The 13,595-nt window shown below is 64.1% G+C and carries 13 protein-coding genes; 6 read left to right on the top strand and 7 right to left on the bottom strand.

Translation table 11 applies throughout. The features are described 5' to 3' along the window. The first annotated feature begins 197 nt into the window (after positions 1–197). Complete coding sequence (locus I6L32_RS11180; protein ID WP_201972650.1) at positions 198–1,103, top strand: TIGR01777 family oxidoreductase; 906 nt, start codon at positions 198–200, stop codon at positions 1,101–1,103. A 42-nt stretch (positions 1,104–1,145) separates the two neighbouring features. On the opposite strand, the gene I6L32_RS11175 is transcribed toward I6L32_RS11180, so the two are convergent. Beyond that, a complete protein-coding gene (locus I6L32_RS11175) occupies positions 1,146–3,587 on the bottom strand; it encodes an ABC transporter permease (RefSeq protein WP_216943897.1) in 2,442 nt (813 codons plus the stop codon). After that, positions 3,584–4,294, bottom strand: a complete 711-nt coding sequence (locus tag I6L32_RS11170) for an ABC transporter ATP-binding protein (RefSeq protein WP_042016058.1) — start codon at positions 4,292–4,294, stop codon at positions 3,584–3,586. The genes I6L32_RS11175 and I6L32_RS11170 overlap by 4 nt, the downstream gene beginning before the upstream one ends. A gap of 57 nt (positions 4,295–4,351) precedes the next feature. On the opposite strand from I6L32_RS11170, the gene I6L32_RS11165 reads away from it, so the two are divergent. Next, positions 4,352–4,960 (top strand): arylesterase, encoded by a 609-nt coding sequence (locus I6L32_RS11165; RefSeq protein WP_201972651.1) that lies wholly within the window; start codon positions 4,352–4,354, stop codon positions 4,958–4,960. 87 nt (positions 4,961–5,047) lie between these two features. Here the strand turns inward: I6L32_RS11165 and I6L32_RS11160 are convergent, their stop codons facing one another. From I6L32_RS11160 to I6L32_RS11150, 3 genes are all read right to left on the bottom strand, one after another. Then, positions 5,048–5,992: a chemotaxis protein CheV gene (locus tag I6L32_RS11160; RefSeq protein WP_041212426.1), complete on the bottom strand. Its 945-nt coding sequence runs from the start codon at positions 5,990–5,992 to the stop codon at positions 5,048–5,050. Positions 5,993–6,327: 335 nt separating this feature from the next. Further along, entirely contained in the window at positions 6,328–7,428 is a 1,101-nt protein-coding gene (locus I6L32_RS11155; RefSeq protein ID WP_039040188.1) for a porin, read from the bottom strand. 326 nt (positions 7,429–7,754) lie between these two features. Beyond that, entirely contained in the window at positions 7,755–8,165 is a 411-nt protein-coding gene (locus tag I6L32_RS11150) for a CBS domain-containing protein (protein WP_010675511.1), read from the bottom strand. A gap of 147 nt (positions 8,166–8,312) precedes the next feature. Between I6L32_RS11150 and I6L32_RS11145 the strand changes: the two genes are divergently transcribed. Genes I6L32_RS11145 through I6L32_RS11135 form a run of 3 tightly spaced genes read left to right on the top strand, consistent with a single transcriptional unit; the run spans position 8,313 to position 11,525 of the window. Next, positions 8,313–10,223 carry an ABC transporter ATP-binding protein gene (locus I6L32_RS11145; protein ID WP_216943896.1) on the top strand — a complete coding sequence of 637 codons (1,911 nt, stop codon included), beginning with the start codon at positions 8,313–8,315 and terminating at the stop codon, positions 10,221–10,223. Next, positions 10,216–10,677 carry a DUF2390 domain-containing protein gene (locus I6L32_RS11140; RefSeq protein ID WP_045525673.1) on the top strand — a complete coding sequence of 154 codons (462 nt, stop codon included), beginning with the start codon at positions 10,216–10,218 and terminating at the stop codon, positions 10,675–10,677. The genes I6L32_RS11145 and I6L32_RS11140 overlap by 8 nt, the downstream gene beginning before the upstream one ends. After that, entirely contained in the window at positions 10,671–11,525 is an 855-nt protein-coding gene (locus I6L32_RS11135; RefSeq protein WP_109113305.1) for a 23S rRNA (adenine(2030)-N(6))-methyltransferase RlmJ, read from the top strand. The genes I6L32_RS11140 and I6L32_RS11135 overlap by 7 nt, the downstream gene beginning before the upstream one ends. Positions 11,526–11,575: 50 nt before the next feature. Here the strand turns inward: I6L32_RS11135 and I6L32_RS11130 are convergent, their stop codons facing one another. Further along, positions 11,576–12,505, bottom strand: coding sequence for a LysR family transcriptional regulator (locus tag I6L32_RS11130; RefSeq protein WP_216943895.1), 930 nt, complete (start codon positions 12,503–12,505; stop codon positions 11,576–11,578). 109 nt (positions 12,506–12,614) lie between these two features. On the opposite strand from I6L32_RS11130, the gene I6L32_RS11125 reads away from it, so the two are divergent. Beyond that, positions 12,615–13,214, top strand: a complete 600-nt coding sequence (locus I6L32_RS11125; RefSeq protein ID WP_216943894.1) for an FMN-dependent NADH-azoreductase — start codon at positions 12,615–12,617, stop codon at positions 13,212–13,214. A gap of 110 nt (positions 13,215–13,324) precedes the next feature. On the opposite strand, the gene I6L32_RS11120 is transcribed toward I6L32_RS11125, so the two are convergent. After that, a complete protein-coding gene (locus I6L32_RS11120; protein WP_039040192.1) occupies positions 13,325–13,546 on the bottom strand; it encodes a hypothetical protein in 222 nt (73 codons plus the stop codon). Between the last annotated feature and the right edge of the window lie 49 nt (positions 13,547–13,595).

Genomic DNA, 13,595 nt, shown 5'->3' with positions numbered 1-13,595 from the left:
CGCCCGTTTGGCAAGCCGGAATGAGCCCCTGATACCGCCGCGCCACGGCGCCCCCCGTGGTCGCAAAGCCCGGCTGCCCCGTGAACAAAGGGGGCGGCGTCTTGGGAGACAAAAATCATAATGCTCATAAAAACAGGAGCTTGTCCATCGGGCACCCAGGCTCTAGAGTAGACCCTAGAGCGTCAGGGAGGCAGGACATGAAGATACTGATCACGGGGGGCACGGGGTTTATCGGCCGCCGTCTGGTGGCACACCTCAAGGTGGCGCACGAAGTAGTCGTGCTGACCCGTCAGGGCAGCCGGGCCTACGAGCTGCTCGGCCACGATGTCACCCTGCTGGACAGCCTGGACAGGCTGGATCACCTCAATGACGTGGACATCGTCATCAACCTGGCCGGCGAACCCATCGCCGCCGGACGCTGGAGCGAGCCCCGCAAGCAGTTGCTCTGCAACAGCCGCTGGCTGCTGACCGAACAGCTGGTGGATCTCGTCAAACTCTCCAGCACGCCCCCCAGATTGCTGCTCAATGCCTCCGCCATCGGCTGGTATGGCCGCCAGGATGACGCCCCTCTGGATGAAACATGCCAGAGCCCTCACGACGAATTCACCCACCGTCTCTGTCAGCAGTGGGAGCAGCTTGCCCAGCAGGCCCGCTCGGCCCAGACCCGGGTCTGCATCCTGCGCATCGGCCTGGTACTCGGCATGGAGGGGGGCGCCTTGCCCAGGATGCTGCCCCCTTACCGCCTCGGCCTCGGCGGCCCCATGGGCAGCGGCACCCAGATGATGAGCTGGATCCACGTGCAGGATCTGGTGCGGGCCATGCTGTTTCTCATCGAGCACGGCGAGTGTGACGGCATCTTCAACGGCACGGCCCCGCAACCGGTCAGCAATCGCCGGTTCAGCGAGACCCTGGCCGCCACGCTCCATCGCCCGCACCTCTTCTTCGTACCGGCCCCCCTCCTGCGACTCCTGATGGGAGAGGCCGCGGATCTGCTGCTCACCGGACAGCACGTGCTGCCCGCCCGCTTGCAGCAGGCCGGTTTTCACTTCAGCTTCCCGGCCCTGCCCGGCGCTCTGGACAATCTGCTGCACTCACCCCGTTGACCCAATGACACATCCCGACCGAGGTCGGGATGTGTCGAGCCATCAGAGCAGCCCCTGCCCCAACCCCCTGAGCCGGTCGCTCAGGGTACCCGCCAGCAGTTGGCGGCGCATGCCTTGTCCGGCCAGGGTCACCAGCACGGCCCCAAGCAGGGGGAGTGCAGCCCAGATGGCCCAGTGGAACTGCCACTGCGCCCCCTCCCACCACCACTGCAGACCGAAGGAGCAGAGCTCCACCACCATGGCGGCGCAGAGCCCTGCTAGGGCACCGCTCGCCACCAGCTCCCAGCGCAGCATCTTCTCGAGCAGGGCGCTGCCCGCCCCCAAGGTGCGCATCAGCAGCAGCTCCCGGCGCCGATGGGCCATGCCGGCCTGGGTCTGGGTCAGCAGCACCAGCAGGGCGGCTACCGTCACCAGCCCGAGCATCAACCCCAGGGCGCGGCTCACCTGATCGGAGACCAAAGTGAGGCGGCCTATCAGATCCTCCACATCGATGAGGCTCACCGTGGGGTGGCGGCGGATGAGTTCCACCTCTGCCCCTCGCCCCTCAGGCGGCAGACGATAGCTGCCGAGCCAGGTCTGGGAGAAGGGGGCCAGCACGTCCGGCGAGAAGATCATGTAGAAGTTCGGCCTCATGTTGTCCCACTTGATGGACCTCAGGCTGGTCACCCTGGCCTCGAACGCCCGCCCCTCTATGGTGAAGCCGAGCACGTCGCCGAGTGCGATGCCGAGCCGTCCCGCCAGTGCCTCGTCGACGGAGACCTCCCCCTTGCCGGCCAGCCATTGACCGGCAGTGACCTTGTTGTCGGCGGGCAGGGCCGATGTGGTGGTGAAGTTGAGCTCTCTGTCCACCCCCTCCCGCGCCGCATCCTCCCCCACCGCCTCACCGGCGATACGGGTCAGGCGCCCGCGCACCATGGGGTAGAAGTCCGAGGTGATGGCCCCGGCCTGGTGCAGATCGGCCAGGATCCCTTCCCGTTCGCTGTCCGCCACATTGACCAGGAAGCGGTTCGGGGCGTCGGCAGGCAACCGGGTGGAAAAATCCTCCAGCAGATCGACCCGCGCCGCCCACAGCAGCCCGAACAGCATCAGGGCCAGGGCGAAGCCCGCCAGCTGGAACAGACCACTACCCCGCTCACGGGAGAGGTGATTGATGGCCAGGCGCAGGGCATGGGGCCCCTTGAGCCGACTGCCAAGGCGCAGCAGCACGGAGGCGAGCAGGGCCAGCAGCGCCATCAACACCCCCATGCCGCCGATGAGCCCGCAGGCCAGCCTGATGTCGGCGGTAAAGCCCCACACCAGGGCAAACAGCCCGATGAGCCCCACGGGCACCGTCAGCCAGGGAGGGATCCCCGCCTCCAGCTCCCGGCGCAGCACCCGCAGCGGCGGTACCTTGAGCAGCCTCAGGAAGGGGACGAACGCCAGCATCAGGGTGATGAAGAAGGCGACCGCGAGGCCCAGGGCGAAGGGTCGCCAGGAGGGGGGCGGCAGATCCGCAGGCAGCAGATCCCCCAGCAGGTTCAGGGTCAGCCACTGCATGGCGCTGCCCGCCACCAGCCCCATCAGGGCCCCCACCAGGGTCAGGGAGAACAGCAGGGTGCCCATCAGTTGCCACAGGGTGCGCCGCGAGGCCCCCAGGGTCTTGAGCAGGGCCACCATGTTGGTCTGGCGCTCGGCGAAATGGCGCACCGCTATCCCCATGGCCAGGGCGCCGAGCAGCACGCCGGCAAGGGATGCCACACGGAAGAAGCGCTCGGCATTGCCCAGGGATTTCCCCACCTGGGTACCCTGATCGTCGGGTTTGACGAGCTTCTGCCCGGCGCTCAGCCTGGGGTTGAGCCAGGCCTCATAGCGGGCGATGGCGTCACGGGGCCCCTTGACGAGATAGCGCCACTGCTGGCGACTGCCCGGCAGCAGGGCCCCGGTCGCCTCGATATCGGCGCTGTGGATCAAGGCCCTTGGCGCCATCTGGAAGGGACTGAACCCCTGATCCGGCTCCTGGCCCAGCTCCCCAGCCACCGTCAGCCGGGTGTTGCCGACCTCGAGTGCCTCCCCCACCTTGGCGCCGAGCAGCTGCATCACCCTGGCGGAGAGCCAGATCTCGCCGGGTGCCGGGGCGCGCTGGGGAGTGAGCTCCAGCTTGCCGTAGAAGGGAAAATCCCCGGGCACGGCGCGGATGGAGGCCAGTTGCAGGGTATCGCCGTGAAACAGCATGCTGTTGAAGCTGACCGTGGTCTGCACGGCCAGCCCCTCCTGGTGCGCCTGCGCCAGCCACTCTGCCGGTGCCGGCGTCGCGGAGCGCAGCACCCTGTCCCCTCCGATGAAATCCCGCCCGGAGGCCTTGAGCCCCGCGTCCAGCCGATCCGCCACCAGAGCCACGCTGAGCACGCAGGCGACGCTCAGCGCCAGCGCCAGCACAAACCAGCGCAGCTCGCCGCTGAACCCTTCCCGACGCAGCAGCTTCAATCCCAGTCGCCACTGACTCATGACAGCTCTCCCACCCTGGCCGCCATGACAGCCTGTGCCTCCAGCCGCCCGGCTGACATCACCAGCTGCCGCTGGCAGCGCTGGGCCAGCTCATGGTCATGGGTCACCACCACCAGGGTGGTGTTGTGCTCGCGGTTGAGACGAAACAGCAGTTCGATCACCGTCTCCCCCGTTTTGCTGTCGAGGTTGCCGGTGGGCTCGTCCGCCAGCAGCAGGCTGGGGCGGGTCATGAAGGCACGGGCAATGGCGACCCGCTGCTGCTCGCCGCCAGAGAGGCGCGGCGGCAGGTGGTGCAACCGCTCCCCCAGACCGACCTGGGCCAGCAGCTCCCGGGCACGGGGCTCGCTGTCGGTCTCCCCCCGCAGCTCGGCCGGCAACATGACGTTTTCCAGGGCGCTCAGGGTGGGCAGCAGCAGGAACGACTGGAACACGAACCCCACCTGCTCGGCCCGCAGCCTGGCGCGTCCCTCCTCGTCCAGCCGGGTGAGGGAGTGGCCGAGGATCTCTATCTCGCCGCTGCTCGGCAGATCGAGACCGGCCAGCAAACCGAGCAGAGTGGACTTGCCGGAACCGGACGCACCGACCAGCGCCAGCGTCTCGCCGGTATTGACTTGCAGATCGATCCCTTCAAGGATGGTGAGGCTTTCCTGACCGAGGCGAACGGTTTTACCGAGTCCCCTGACGGCGATAATGGGCGTTGAACTCATCTTGGGTATCCTGTTTGCCTGAACCTGTAATGACAATAGAACGTGGGAGTTGACTGCATGATGCGTCTCTTGTTTGCCGTGAGTTGCCTGTGCTGCTGGGCAGCGTCCGTCCAGGCCCAGACCCTGCTGGTACTGGGCGACAGCCTGAGCGCCGGCTACCAGATGCAGGCCGAACAGAGCTGGCCTGCCCTGCTCAATGAAAAGTGGCGGCAGCAGGGGGGAGAACACACCCTCATCAATGCCAGCATCAGCGGTGAAACGACCCAGGGCGGCCTGGCCCGCCTGCCCGCCCTGCTTGAAACCCACAAACCGGACTGGGTGTTGATCGAACTCGGCGCCAACGACGGGCTGCGGGGCTTTGCTCCCGCCATCACCCGGGCCAACCTGACCAAGATGATCGAGCTCACCCGGGCGCACCAGGCGAAGACGGTGCTGACCCAGATCCTGCTACCCCGCAACTATGGGGCGCGCTATCTGCAGCAGTTCGAGCAGATCTTCCCGGATCTTGCGAAGGCCAACGACCTGCCGCTGATGCCCTTCTTTCTGGATGATATTGTGCTGCGCCCTGAACTCATGATGAACGATGGACTGCACCCGACGGCCGCCGCCCAGCCCCGGATCCGCGACAAGGTCGCCCGCTTTGTCGAGCCTCTGCTGACACAATAACCCGGTGGCCGGGCCCATGGCCCTTCCCCTTGCCCATGAAAAAGCCCCCGCATGGCGGGGGCTTTTTCATGGTTCGGCGTGCCGGGTTCAACGGCCCAGGATCTGCCGCATCCGCTGCTGGGCCACGTCCACCAGCAAGTCGGGCTGGAATTTGGAGATGAAGCGATCACACCCCACCTTCTTGACCATGGCCTCGTTGAAGTTGCCGCTCAGGGAGGTATTGAGGGTGATGAAGAGATCGGACATGCGCGGATCGCTGCGCACTTCGTGAGTCAGGCGATAACCATCCATCTCCGGCATCTCGGCATCCGTGATCATCAGCATGATCTCGTCGGTCACCTTCTTGCCCGCATCGCACCACCCCTTGAGCAGCTTGAGGGCCTGCAAGCCGTCCTGGCACTCGATGACCTCGAGCCCAAGCTGGGCGAGGGTCTCGCGCACCTGGTTGCGGGCCGTGCTGGAGTCATCGACGATGAGCACCCGACGTCCCTGCATCTGGGGCAGGATCTCTTCGTCCAGCACCTCGGACGAGATGCGCACGTCATAGGTGATGATCTCCGCCAGCACCTTCTCCACGTCGATGATCTCGACGATCTGGTCAACGCCCCCTTCCGGGATGCGGGTGATGGCGGTGAGGTAGTTGGCACGACCCGCCGAACGGGGCGGCGGCAGTATGTCCTTCCAGGTCATGTTGACGATGTGGGCCACCTGCCCCACCAGGAACCCCTGAATGGTGCGGTTGTACTCGGTGATGATGAGGTTGGACTCCTGATCGATGGCCATGGGACGCATCCCGATGGCACCGCGCAGGTTGATGACGGGGATGGAGACGCCGCGAATGTTGGCGACGCCGCTGATGTTGTGGTGGGACCCCGGCATCTTGTTCAGATGAGGCAGCTTGACCACTTCCCGCACCTTGAAGACGTTGATCGCAAACAGTTGCTGGGCACCCAAACGGAACATCAGCAGTTCCAGGCGATTCTCCCCTACAAGCTGGGTACGTTGATCCACTGAATCCAATATGCTCGCCATATAACGCCCTTACGTCCATTTCCCGAAATTGCCCCGCACCGGAGCTGCGACATGCCAACCAGCCCCGCTTTCCCTGTCGGGACAACGCAAGCCTATATAGAAATAATGAAAAGCGTCGAGGAAAGATAGGATCTTGACCACGGGGCGTGATCATCGCCCCATCACTGCCTCATGGCAAGCACAGCCACGCACCGGCCCCGACAACAAGGGTATCGACCACACAGGGCCATTGCTGAACCCCGGCGTGCCGCTCTTGTCATCCAGCGCGGTCCGCCAGCAACAAAAAGACCGGCCACATGGGCCGGTCCTGAGATGTGCAGTGCGTCCGGGACGACTTAGAAGTTGTACTGCAGGGCCACGGCGACGATGTCGTCGGTGGACTTGTTCAGGCTGTTCTTGCCGGTGGAACCCACTTCGTCCAGCAGGTTGATCTTGTAGTCCACGTAGGCATTGAAGTTGTCGGTGAAGTTGTACCAGGCACCCACGGAGACGTATTCGGTCGCGGTGTCATCGATGCCGTGAGCGCTGTCCTTCACGTCGGTACGCAGGTAGGCCAGGGAGGGCTTGAACTTCGGCGTGATGTTGTACTGCACGACCGCTTCGTAGCCATCCATCTTCTCGGCGTAACCGCGCATGGAGCCGGTGTCCACGAAGAGGTGATCTTCACCGTGGGAGTAGGTGGCGGCCATGTAGAGGTTGCCGACGGCATACTTGGCGCCCACCCCGAACAGCTTGGCGTCGTTGTCGCCGCCGAAGCTCACGTTCTCGGCCTGTTCGTCGGTCTTGCCTGCCTGGTTGTAGGCGGCACCCAGGCTCAGGCCCATGTTGAAGTCATAGTTGGCAGAGAGGGCATACCCCTCGGAAGAACCTTTCGGGCTCCAGGTGCTGTTCGGACCGACGCGCTCGCTGCGGCTCGCGTTCTGCGGGTCGTTGTTGCCGGTGAACTGGGCACCCAGGGTCAGCCCCTGCCAGTTGTACATGTACTGGGCCAGGCCGTTGGTACGACCGGTACCGAACACCTCGGTGTCCTTGCCCAGACCATCACCACCCCACTCCGGCAGCACGTCGGTGTAGTTGTTCACCGCCTTGGTGAACAGACCGTCCTGGCGACCGTAGCTGAAGGCACCGAAGCGATCGTGCTTGATGCCCGCATAGGCGTAACGCAGCTCGTCGTTGTCAGAACCGGAAACCGGCAGGTTGTACTCGGCGAAGCCGAACGCGGTCAGATCCTCGTCAACCTTGGTTTCACCTGCGATGTGCAGACGCAGGTAGCTGGCATCGCCTTCGGTGGCGTTGTCATCGGTGCCGTAGTACATGCCGTTGACGCGGCCGCCGATGTCCAGTTTGGTACCATTCTGATCGTAAACGTTGGCGGCCTGTGCACCACCGGCCAGCAGCAGGCTGGAGATGGCCATCGTCAATGCTGTCTTTTTCATTGTTCTTTCCTCAGGTGTAAGCACTCTCTGTCAGACCAGAGTTCGGTCGTGATGATCGGTTGATGTGCCGATGGCCTAAGGTAGATCCGGAAACCTTGATGGGAACTGAAGCGGCGAACGATTAATTATAAAAGCATCAATTCCGCCTGACGCCGCGACACATAGTGTCACGCGAAATAATTCTTGCGGAATTTATGACCAAGAAAATCAAAATAGCAATACAAGTGATCTATAAAACGGGATAAATGCAGTTTAATACTTCAACAAGGCGAGAAGCAGGGGCCCTGCCGGGCGACACGGGCTCCCCGCACACCTTCCCCGCCCCGTCAGACCGGCTGCCAGCCGCGCATCACCCTCAGCAGATCCTTCCAGCTCACTATGCCCACCAGGGCGCCGTTTTCCAGCACAGGCAGGCAGGAGATCTGGTGCTCCAGCATGAGGCCGGCGGCCTCTTTCAGGGAGCGTTCGGGGGAGACGGTGATGGGTTCACGGCTCATGATCTGGTGGGCGCGCCGGTTGAGGGTCTCGGTGTCCCGGTTCATCTCGGCATCCGTGTCCAGATAGGGGCTGATGGCACGCAGCAGATCCCGGTCCGAGATGACCCCCACCAACTCCTCTTCTTCCACCACCAGGAGGTGGCGGAAATGGGCCTGCTCGAAGATCTCCTTGATGACGCTCAGCCTGTCATCCATGGAAACGGTCGCGACCCGGGTCGTCATGATCTCTTTAATCAACATGGTCAGCCTCCTGCCCCCCAGATGTCTCTGTTATGACACGTTTTTCCGGCGGCAGCCATCCCCCCCGCCCTCAAGTGCAAATTTGTGTCATTTCACGTAAGATCCGCGCCAGTTTCTCTCCTTCAATCGAGCCAAGCAGACCCATCCATGATAGTTGCCAGTCAAATCGAACTGATCCGCGGCGGCCGCACGCTGCTGGACAACGCGTCCGCTACCATACACCCCGGCCACAAGGTGGGCCTGGTGGGCAAGAACGGCTGTGGCAAGTCCACCTTCTTTGCGCTGGTGCGGGGCGAGCTGGCCATCGACAACGGCAGCTTCAGCCTGCCCGCCGGCTGGCAGATTGCCGGCGTGGCCCAGGAGACCCCGGCGCTGGACTGCTCCGCGCTCGAATACGTGATCGACGGCGACAAGGAGTTCCGCGCCCTGGAGGCCGAGCTCACCCGGGCCGAGGCGGATGACAACGGTCTGCTGGTGGCCGAGCTGCACGGCAAGCTCGATACCATAGGTGCCTACAGCATTCGTGCCCGCGCCGCCGAGCTGCTGCACGGTCTGGGTTTTGGCGGCGATCAGCTCGACTCGCCGGTCAGAAGCTTCTCCGGTGGCTGGCGCATGCGCCTGAACCTGGCCCAGGCGCTGCTCTGCCGCTCCGATCTGCTGCTGCTGGATGAACCGACCAACCACCTGGATCTCGACGCCGTCATCTGGCTGGAGAAGTGGCTCAAGGGCTATCAGGGCACGCTGGTGCTCATTTCTCACGACCGCGACTTCCTCGACTCCGTGGTGAATCGCATCATCCATATCGAGAACGGCAAGCTCAACGAATACAGCGGCGGCTACTCCGACTTCGAACTGCAACGGGCCGAGCACCTGGCCCAGCAGCAGTCCATGTACGAGAAGCAGCAACGGGAGATGGCCCACATGCAATCCTATGTGGACCGCTTCCGCTACAAGGCCTCCAAGGCCCGTCAGGCCCAGAGCCGCTTGAAGGCCATGGAGCGGATGGAGAAGATCCTGCCCGCCCACGCCGACTCCGAGTTCAGCTTCGAGTTTCGCGAGCCCTCCGCTCTGCCGACCCCGCTCATTGCCATGGAGAACCTCAGCGCCGGTTACGGCGACAAGGTGATCCTGGAGAAGATCAAGCTCAACCTGGTGCCGGGGTCGCGCATCGGCCTGCTCGGTCGCAACGGCGCGGGCAAGTCCACCTTCATCAAGATGCTGTCGGGCTCCAACCCGCCCCTCTCCGGCAAGCTGGAGGTGAGCGCCGGGGTGAGCATCGGCTACTTCGCCCAGCATCAGCTCGAGACCCTGCGCCTCGATGACAGCCCCCTCGATCACCTGGTGCGCCTGGCCCCGGACAAGACCGAGCAGGAGCTTCGCAACTACCTCGGCAGCTTCGGTTTTCACGGCGACAAGGTACTCGACAAGGTGGCCCCCTTCTCCGGCGGTGAGAAAGCGCGTCTGGTGCTGGCCCTCATCACCTGGCAAAAGCCCAACCTGCTGCTGCTGGATGAACCGACCAACCACCTGGATCTGGAGATGCGCCACGCCCTGACCATGGCCCTGCAAGGGTTCGAGGGAGCCATGGTGGTGGTCTCTCACGACCGTCATCTGCTGCGCACCACCACGGATGACTTCTATCTGGTCCACGGCGGCCGGGTCGAGCCCTTCGATGGGGATCTCGACGACTACCACAAGTGGCTCGGCGAGCAGGAGAAAGAGGCCAATGCCAAGCCGGCAGATGGCCCCGTTTCCGCCAACTCGGCGGTGGCGCGCAAGGATCAGAAGCGCCTTGAGGCCCAGTTCCGGCAAGCAACCCGGCCGCTTCGCCAGAAGCTGGAGAAGCTCGAAACCAGCATGGAGAAGCTGCAAGGCAGGCTCGCCGACATCGAGCACCAGCTCGCCGATCCCGCCATCTATGAAGAGAGCGCCAAGGGCAAGCTCTCCGAGCTGCTCAAGTCCCAGGGCCCCCTCAAGGAGGAGCTGGAGCACGTCGAGCTGGAGTGGATGAGCCTCTCTGAAGAGCTGGAAACCATGGAGCAGGCCTTCTTTGCGTGATGAAGCCTTGATGGCCAGCGAGCGGGTCAGCCCCGACGCCTTGCCCACTCCTTCCGAGTTCTGGACATGGAGCACAGGCGCCTATGGCCAGCGCAGCCAGGACTGGCTCCACGTACAGAGCCAGGGGGGCAACGTCAACCTGGCGCTCCTGCTGCACCACCTCGACCTGCTCCGGATCCCGGTCGACCTCACGGACTTGCAACCGGCCCTGGTACAGACCGAGGCGGTGCTGCTCCCCTGGCGCACCCTGCGCCAGCAGGCCAAGTCACGGGTGGGGGCCGAGGAGTACCAGACCATGCTGGCCCACGAACTGGAGCTGGAGCGGCTGCAACAGGGGGTCTTGCTGCAGACCCTGCGCACCCTCGCCCTGTTTCGCGGCGACAGCCGCAACCTGTTTCACTATCTATCGTTACTGGGTGCCCAGCAGGGCCCCCTCAGAGATCTCATATGCTGAGCTACCGCCACGCCTTTCACGCCGGCAACCACGCCGACGTGCTCAAACACGCCGTCCAGGCCCTGATCATCGAGTCCCTCAAGAAGAAGGAGAAACCCTTCATCGTGCTGGACACCCATGCCGGTGGCGGTCTCTACGACCTGCGCGGCGACTGGTCCCAGAAGAAAGCGGAATACGCCGACGGGATCAAACGCCTCTGGGATGAGCGGGCCCAGTGGTCCGCCATGGCCCCCTATCTGGGTGTCATCGAGGAGATGAACAGCGATGGTCAGCTGCACTACTACCCCGGCTCGCCGGAGCTCTCCCGCCGCCTTATCCGCGATCAGGACAAGCTGGCGCTGATGGAGCTGCACAACAACGAGGTGGAGGATCTTCGCGCCAACATGGGGTACGACCCCCGCGTCGCCGTCCACCATCGCGACGGCTTCGAAGGGCTGGTCGCCCTGCTGCCCCCCACCCCGCGCCGCGGCCTGGTGCTCATCGACCCCCCCTATGAGCTGAAGGAAGATTACTTCGCCGTGGTCGATACCCTTAAAAAAGCGCAAAAGCGCTGGGCCACCGGCATCTACGCCCTCTGGTATCCCATCCTCGGGCAAGAGGCGGACAAGTCCCGCGACATGCTCAAAGCGATCAAGCGCGAGAACTTCGGCAACGTCCTGGTGGCCGAGCTGGAAGTGGCCGGCCAGACCAGCGATTGGGGCATGAACGGCTCCGGCATGCTCATCGTCAGCCCCCCCTGGATGCTGGACGAGCAGATCGAGGCCTTCTTGAAACCCCTGTGCGCCAAGCTGGCCCAGGGCGCCGGCGCCCAGTACAGGGTGGAGTGGCTGAACAAGGCCGAAGCCTGACCCTCGGAACCACAGAAAATGAAAAAGGGCCTGTCACAGCAGGCCCTTTTTCATTGGGGCTGATGACTCGGCTCGTTCACGCTGGCCAGCCGCTCGGGCAGGCGGCTCGCCAGCCAGTCGATGGCAAGCCGGGTCTTGAGGGGCAGATGCGGACCATGGGGCCAGAGGGCGTTGATGGGATAGCGCCGACCCGGCAACCGGGCCAGCAGCTCGCGCAGCTCGCCCCGCTCAACGTGTGGCCGCGCCAGCCAGGTCGGCAGCCAGGCGAGACCAAAGCCCGCGATGGCCGCCTGGGTGATGGCGTTGAGATCGTCCATCTGCAACCGCCCTCTGGGCTGGACTTCGCGCCATGCCTCGGCCTCCTGCCACCACCACGACAGCACCCGCCCCTGGCGCAGATAGGCGATGCACTCGTGCTCCGGTAACTCGGCCAGGGTCACAGGTTCCCCCCGCTCGGCCAGATAGGCGGGCGAGGCACAGAGCGTCATGCCGTGCTCCCCGAGCCTGCGTGCCGCCAGATCCAGGCTGTCCGGCGGCTCTGCGTTGCGGATCACCAGATCCACCCCCTCCTCCACCAGATCCACCTTGCGATCGCTGAACGACAGCTCCAGGGCCAGCCCGGGATGCGCCTTCGCCAGCGCCAGCAAAATGGGGGCCACGCACTGCTGGCCGAACAGCACCGGCATGGAGACCTTCAATCTGCCGTTGAGGGTGAGCTTGTTGCTGGCCAGCGCCGCTTCCCCAAGACGCACCTCCTCCAGCGCCCGCAGGCAGTGGCGATAGAAGAGCGCCCCCTCCTCGGTCAGGCTCTGACTGCGGGTGGTGCGATGAAACAATTGCACGCCGAGACGCAGCTCCAGCCGCGCCACCCCCTTGCCCACCGCCGAGCGGGTGAGGTGAAGCCGCTCCGCCGCCTGGGCGAAGCTGCCCGCCTCCACCACGGTGGCGAAGAGATCGATGCCGTTGAGCGTGTTTGCCATCTATTGCATACCTTTTGGAACCAATATGGCGAAATACTATCAGCACTGCGGAAAAAAATGACTGGTAAGCTCCCTTCATTCTTCACACGTTTCAGATGGAGTTCCCCTCATGAGCCAGATCCTGCTGCTGCAATCCAGCCTCAACGGCCCCGCATCCCGCACCAACCAGTTGATGGAGCGCTTCCTGCAAACACGCCGGGAGCAGGGCCATCAGGACCAGGTGGCGGTGCGCGACCTGACCGCCCTCGACTTGCCCGCCCTCAACAGCCCGTTGTTTCACGCCCTGCGCGGGGCTGAACCGGCCAATGAGGCCATCCGGCAGGCGGTGGCGCTGTCGGATCGGCTGATTGCCGAACTCAAGGCCGCCGACCTGCTGCTGATCGGCGCCCCCATGTACAACCTCAATGTACCGACACCCCTCAAGAACTGGTTCGATCTGGTGGCGCGGGCCAGGGTGACCTTCCGTTACACCGACACCTACCCCATGGGGCTGGTGGAGGGGGTCAACGCCCTGGTGTTCAGCAGCCGCGGCGGCGTGCATCAGGGACAGGCGACGGATGCGGTCACCCCCTACCTCCAATCCGTGCTCGGCCTGATGGGCATCGCGGAGGTGGAATTCGTCTACGCAGAGGGGATGGATCTGCGCCCCCACGGGGCGGAGCAGGGAATGCGCGAGGCCCATGCTCGGATCGCTGGCCTCGGCAGGTAGGGCCATCACCCGATCTTGCCCCTTCCAACCGGCCACCTGCTGCGCGGGACATTCCAAGTAAAAAAGCCCCGCAAGGGGCTTTTCTATGACTGCGGCAGTAGCGGAAGAAACTAGGCTTGCCTGGCATCGGCGCCTGCGGGCATGTCCCGCCAGAGCGCCAGAATGAGCAGCGCCAGCAGGGCAAAGGGCGGCACCAGGCAGAGCAGCACGCACAGGAAGGTGACAAGCCCCGGGTGGCGGCTCTTGCGCCGGGCCAGTCGCCAGGCCACCACGCCGACGACGATCATCAGCAGCAGCATGAAGAGAACAAACAGGTTGGAGTTGATGGTCATGAAAGCTCCTTTTTCATGGCAAAAGGCACACTCTAGCGCCGCTGCGGTC

Origin of the sequence: Aeromonas sp. FDAARGOS 1402 (assembly GCF_019046925.1) — a bacterium.
Classification (GTDB): domain Bacteria; phylum Pseudomonadota; class Gammaproteobacteria; order Enterobacterales; family Aeromonadaceae; genus Aeromonas; species Aeromonas caviae.
The sequence above is the reverse complement of the archived record's forward strand: the minus strand, read 5'-3'. Positions and strand labels throughout refer to the sequence as shown.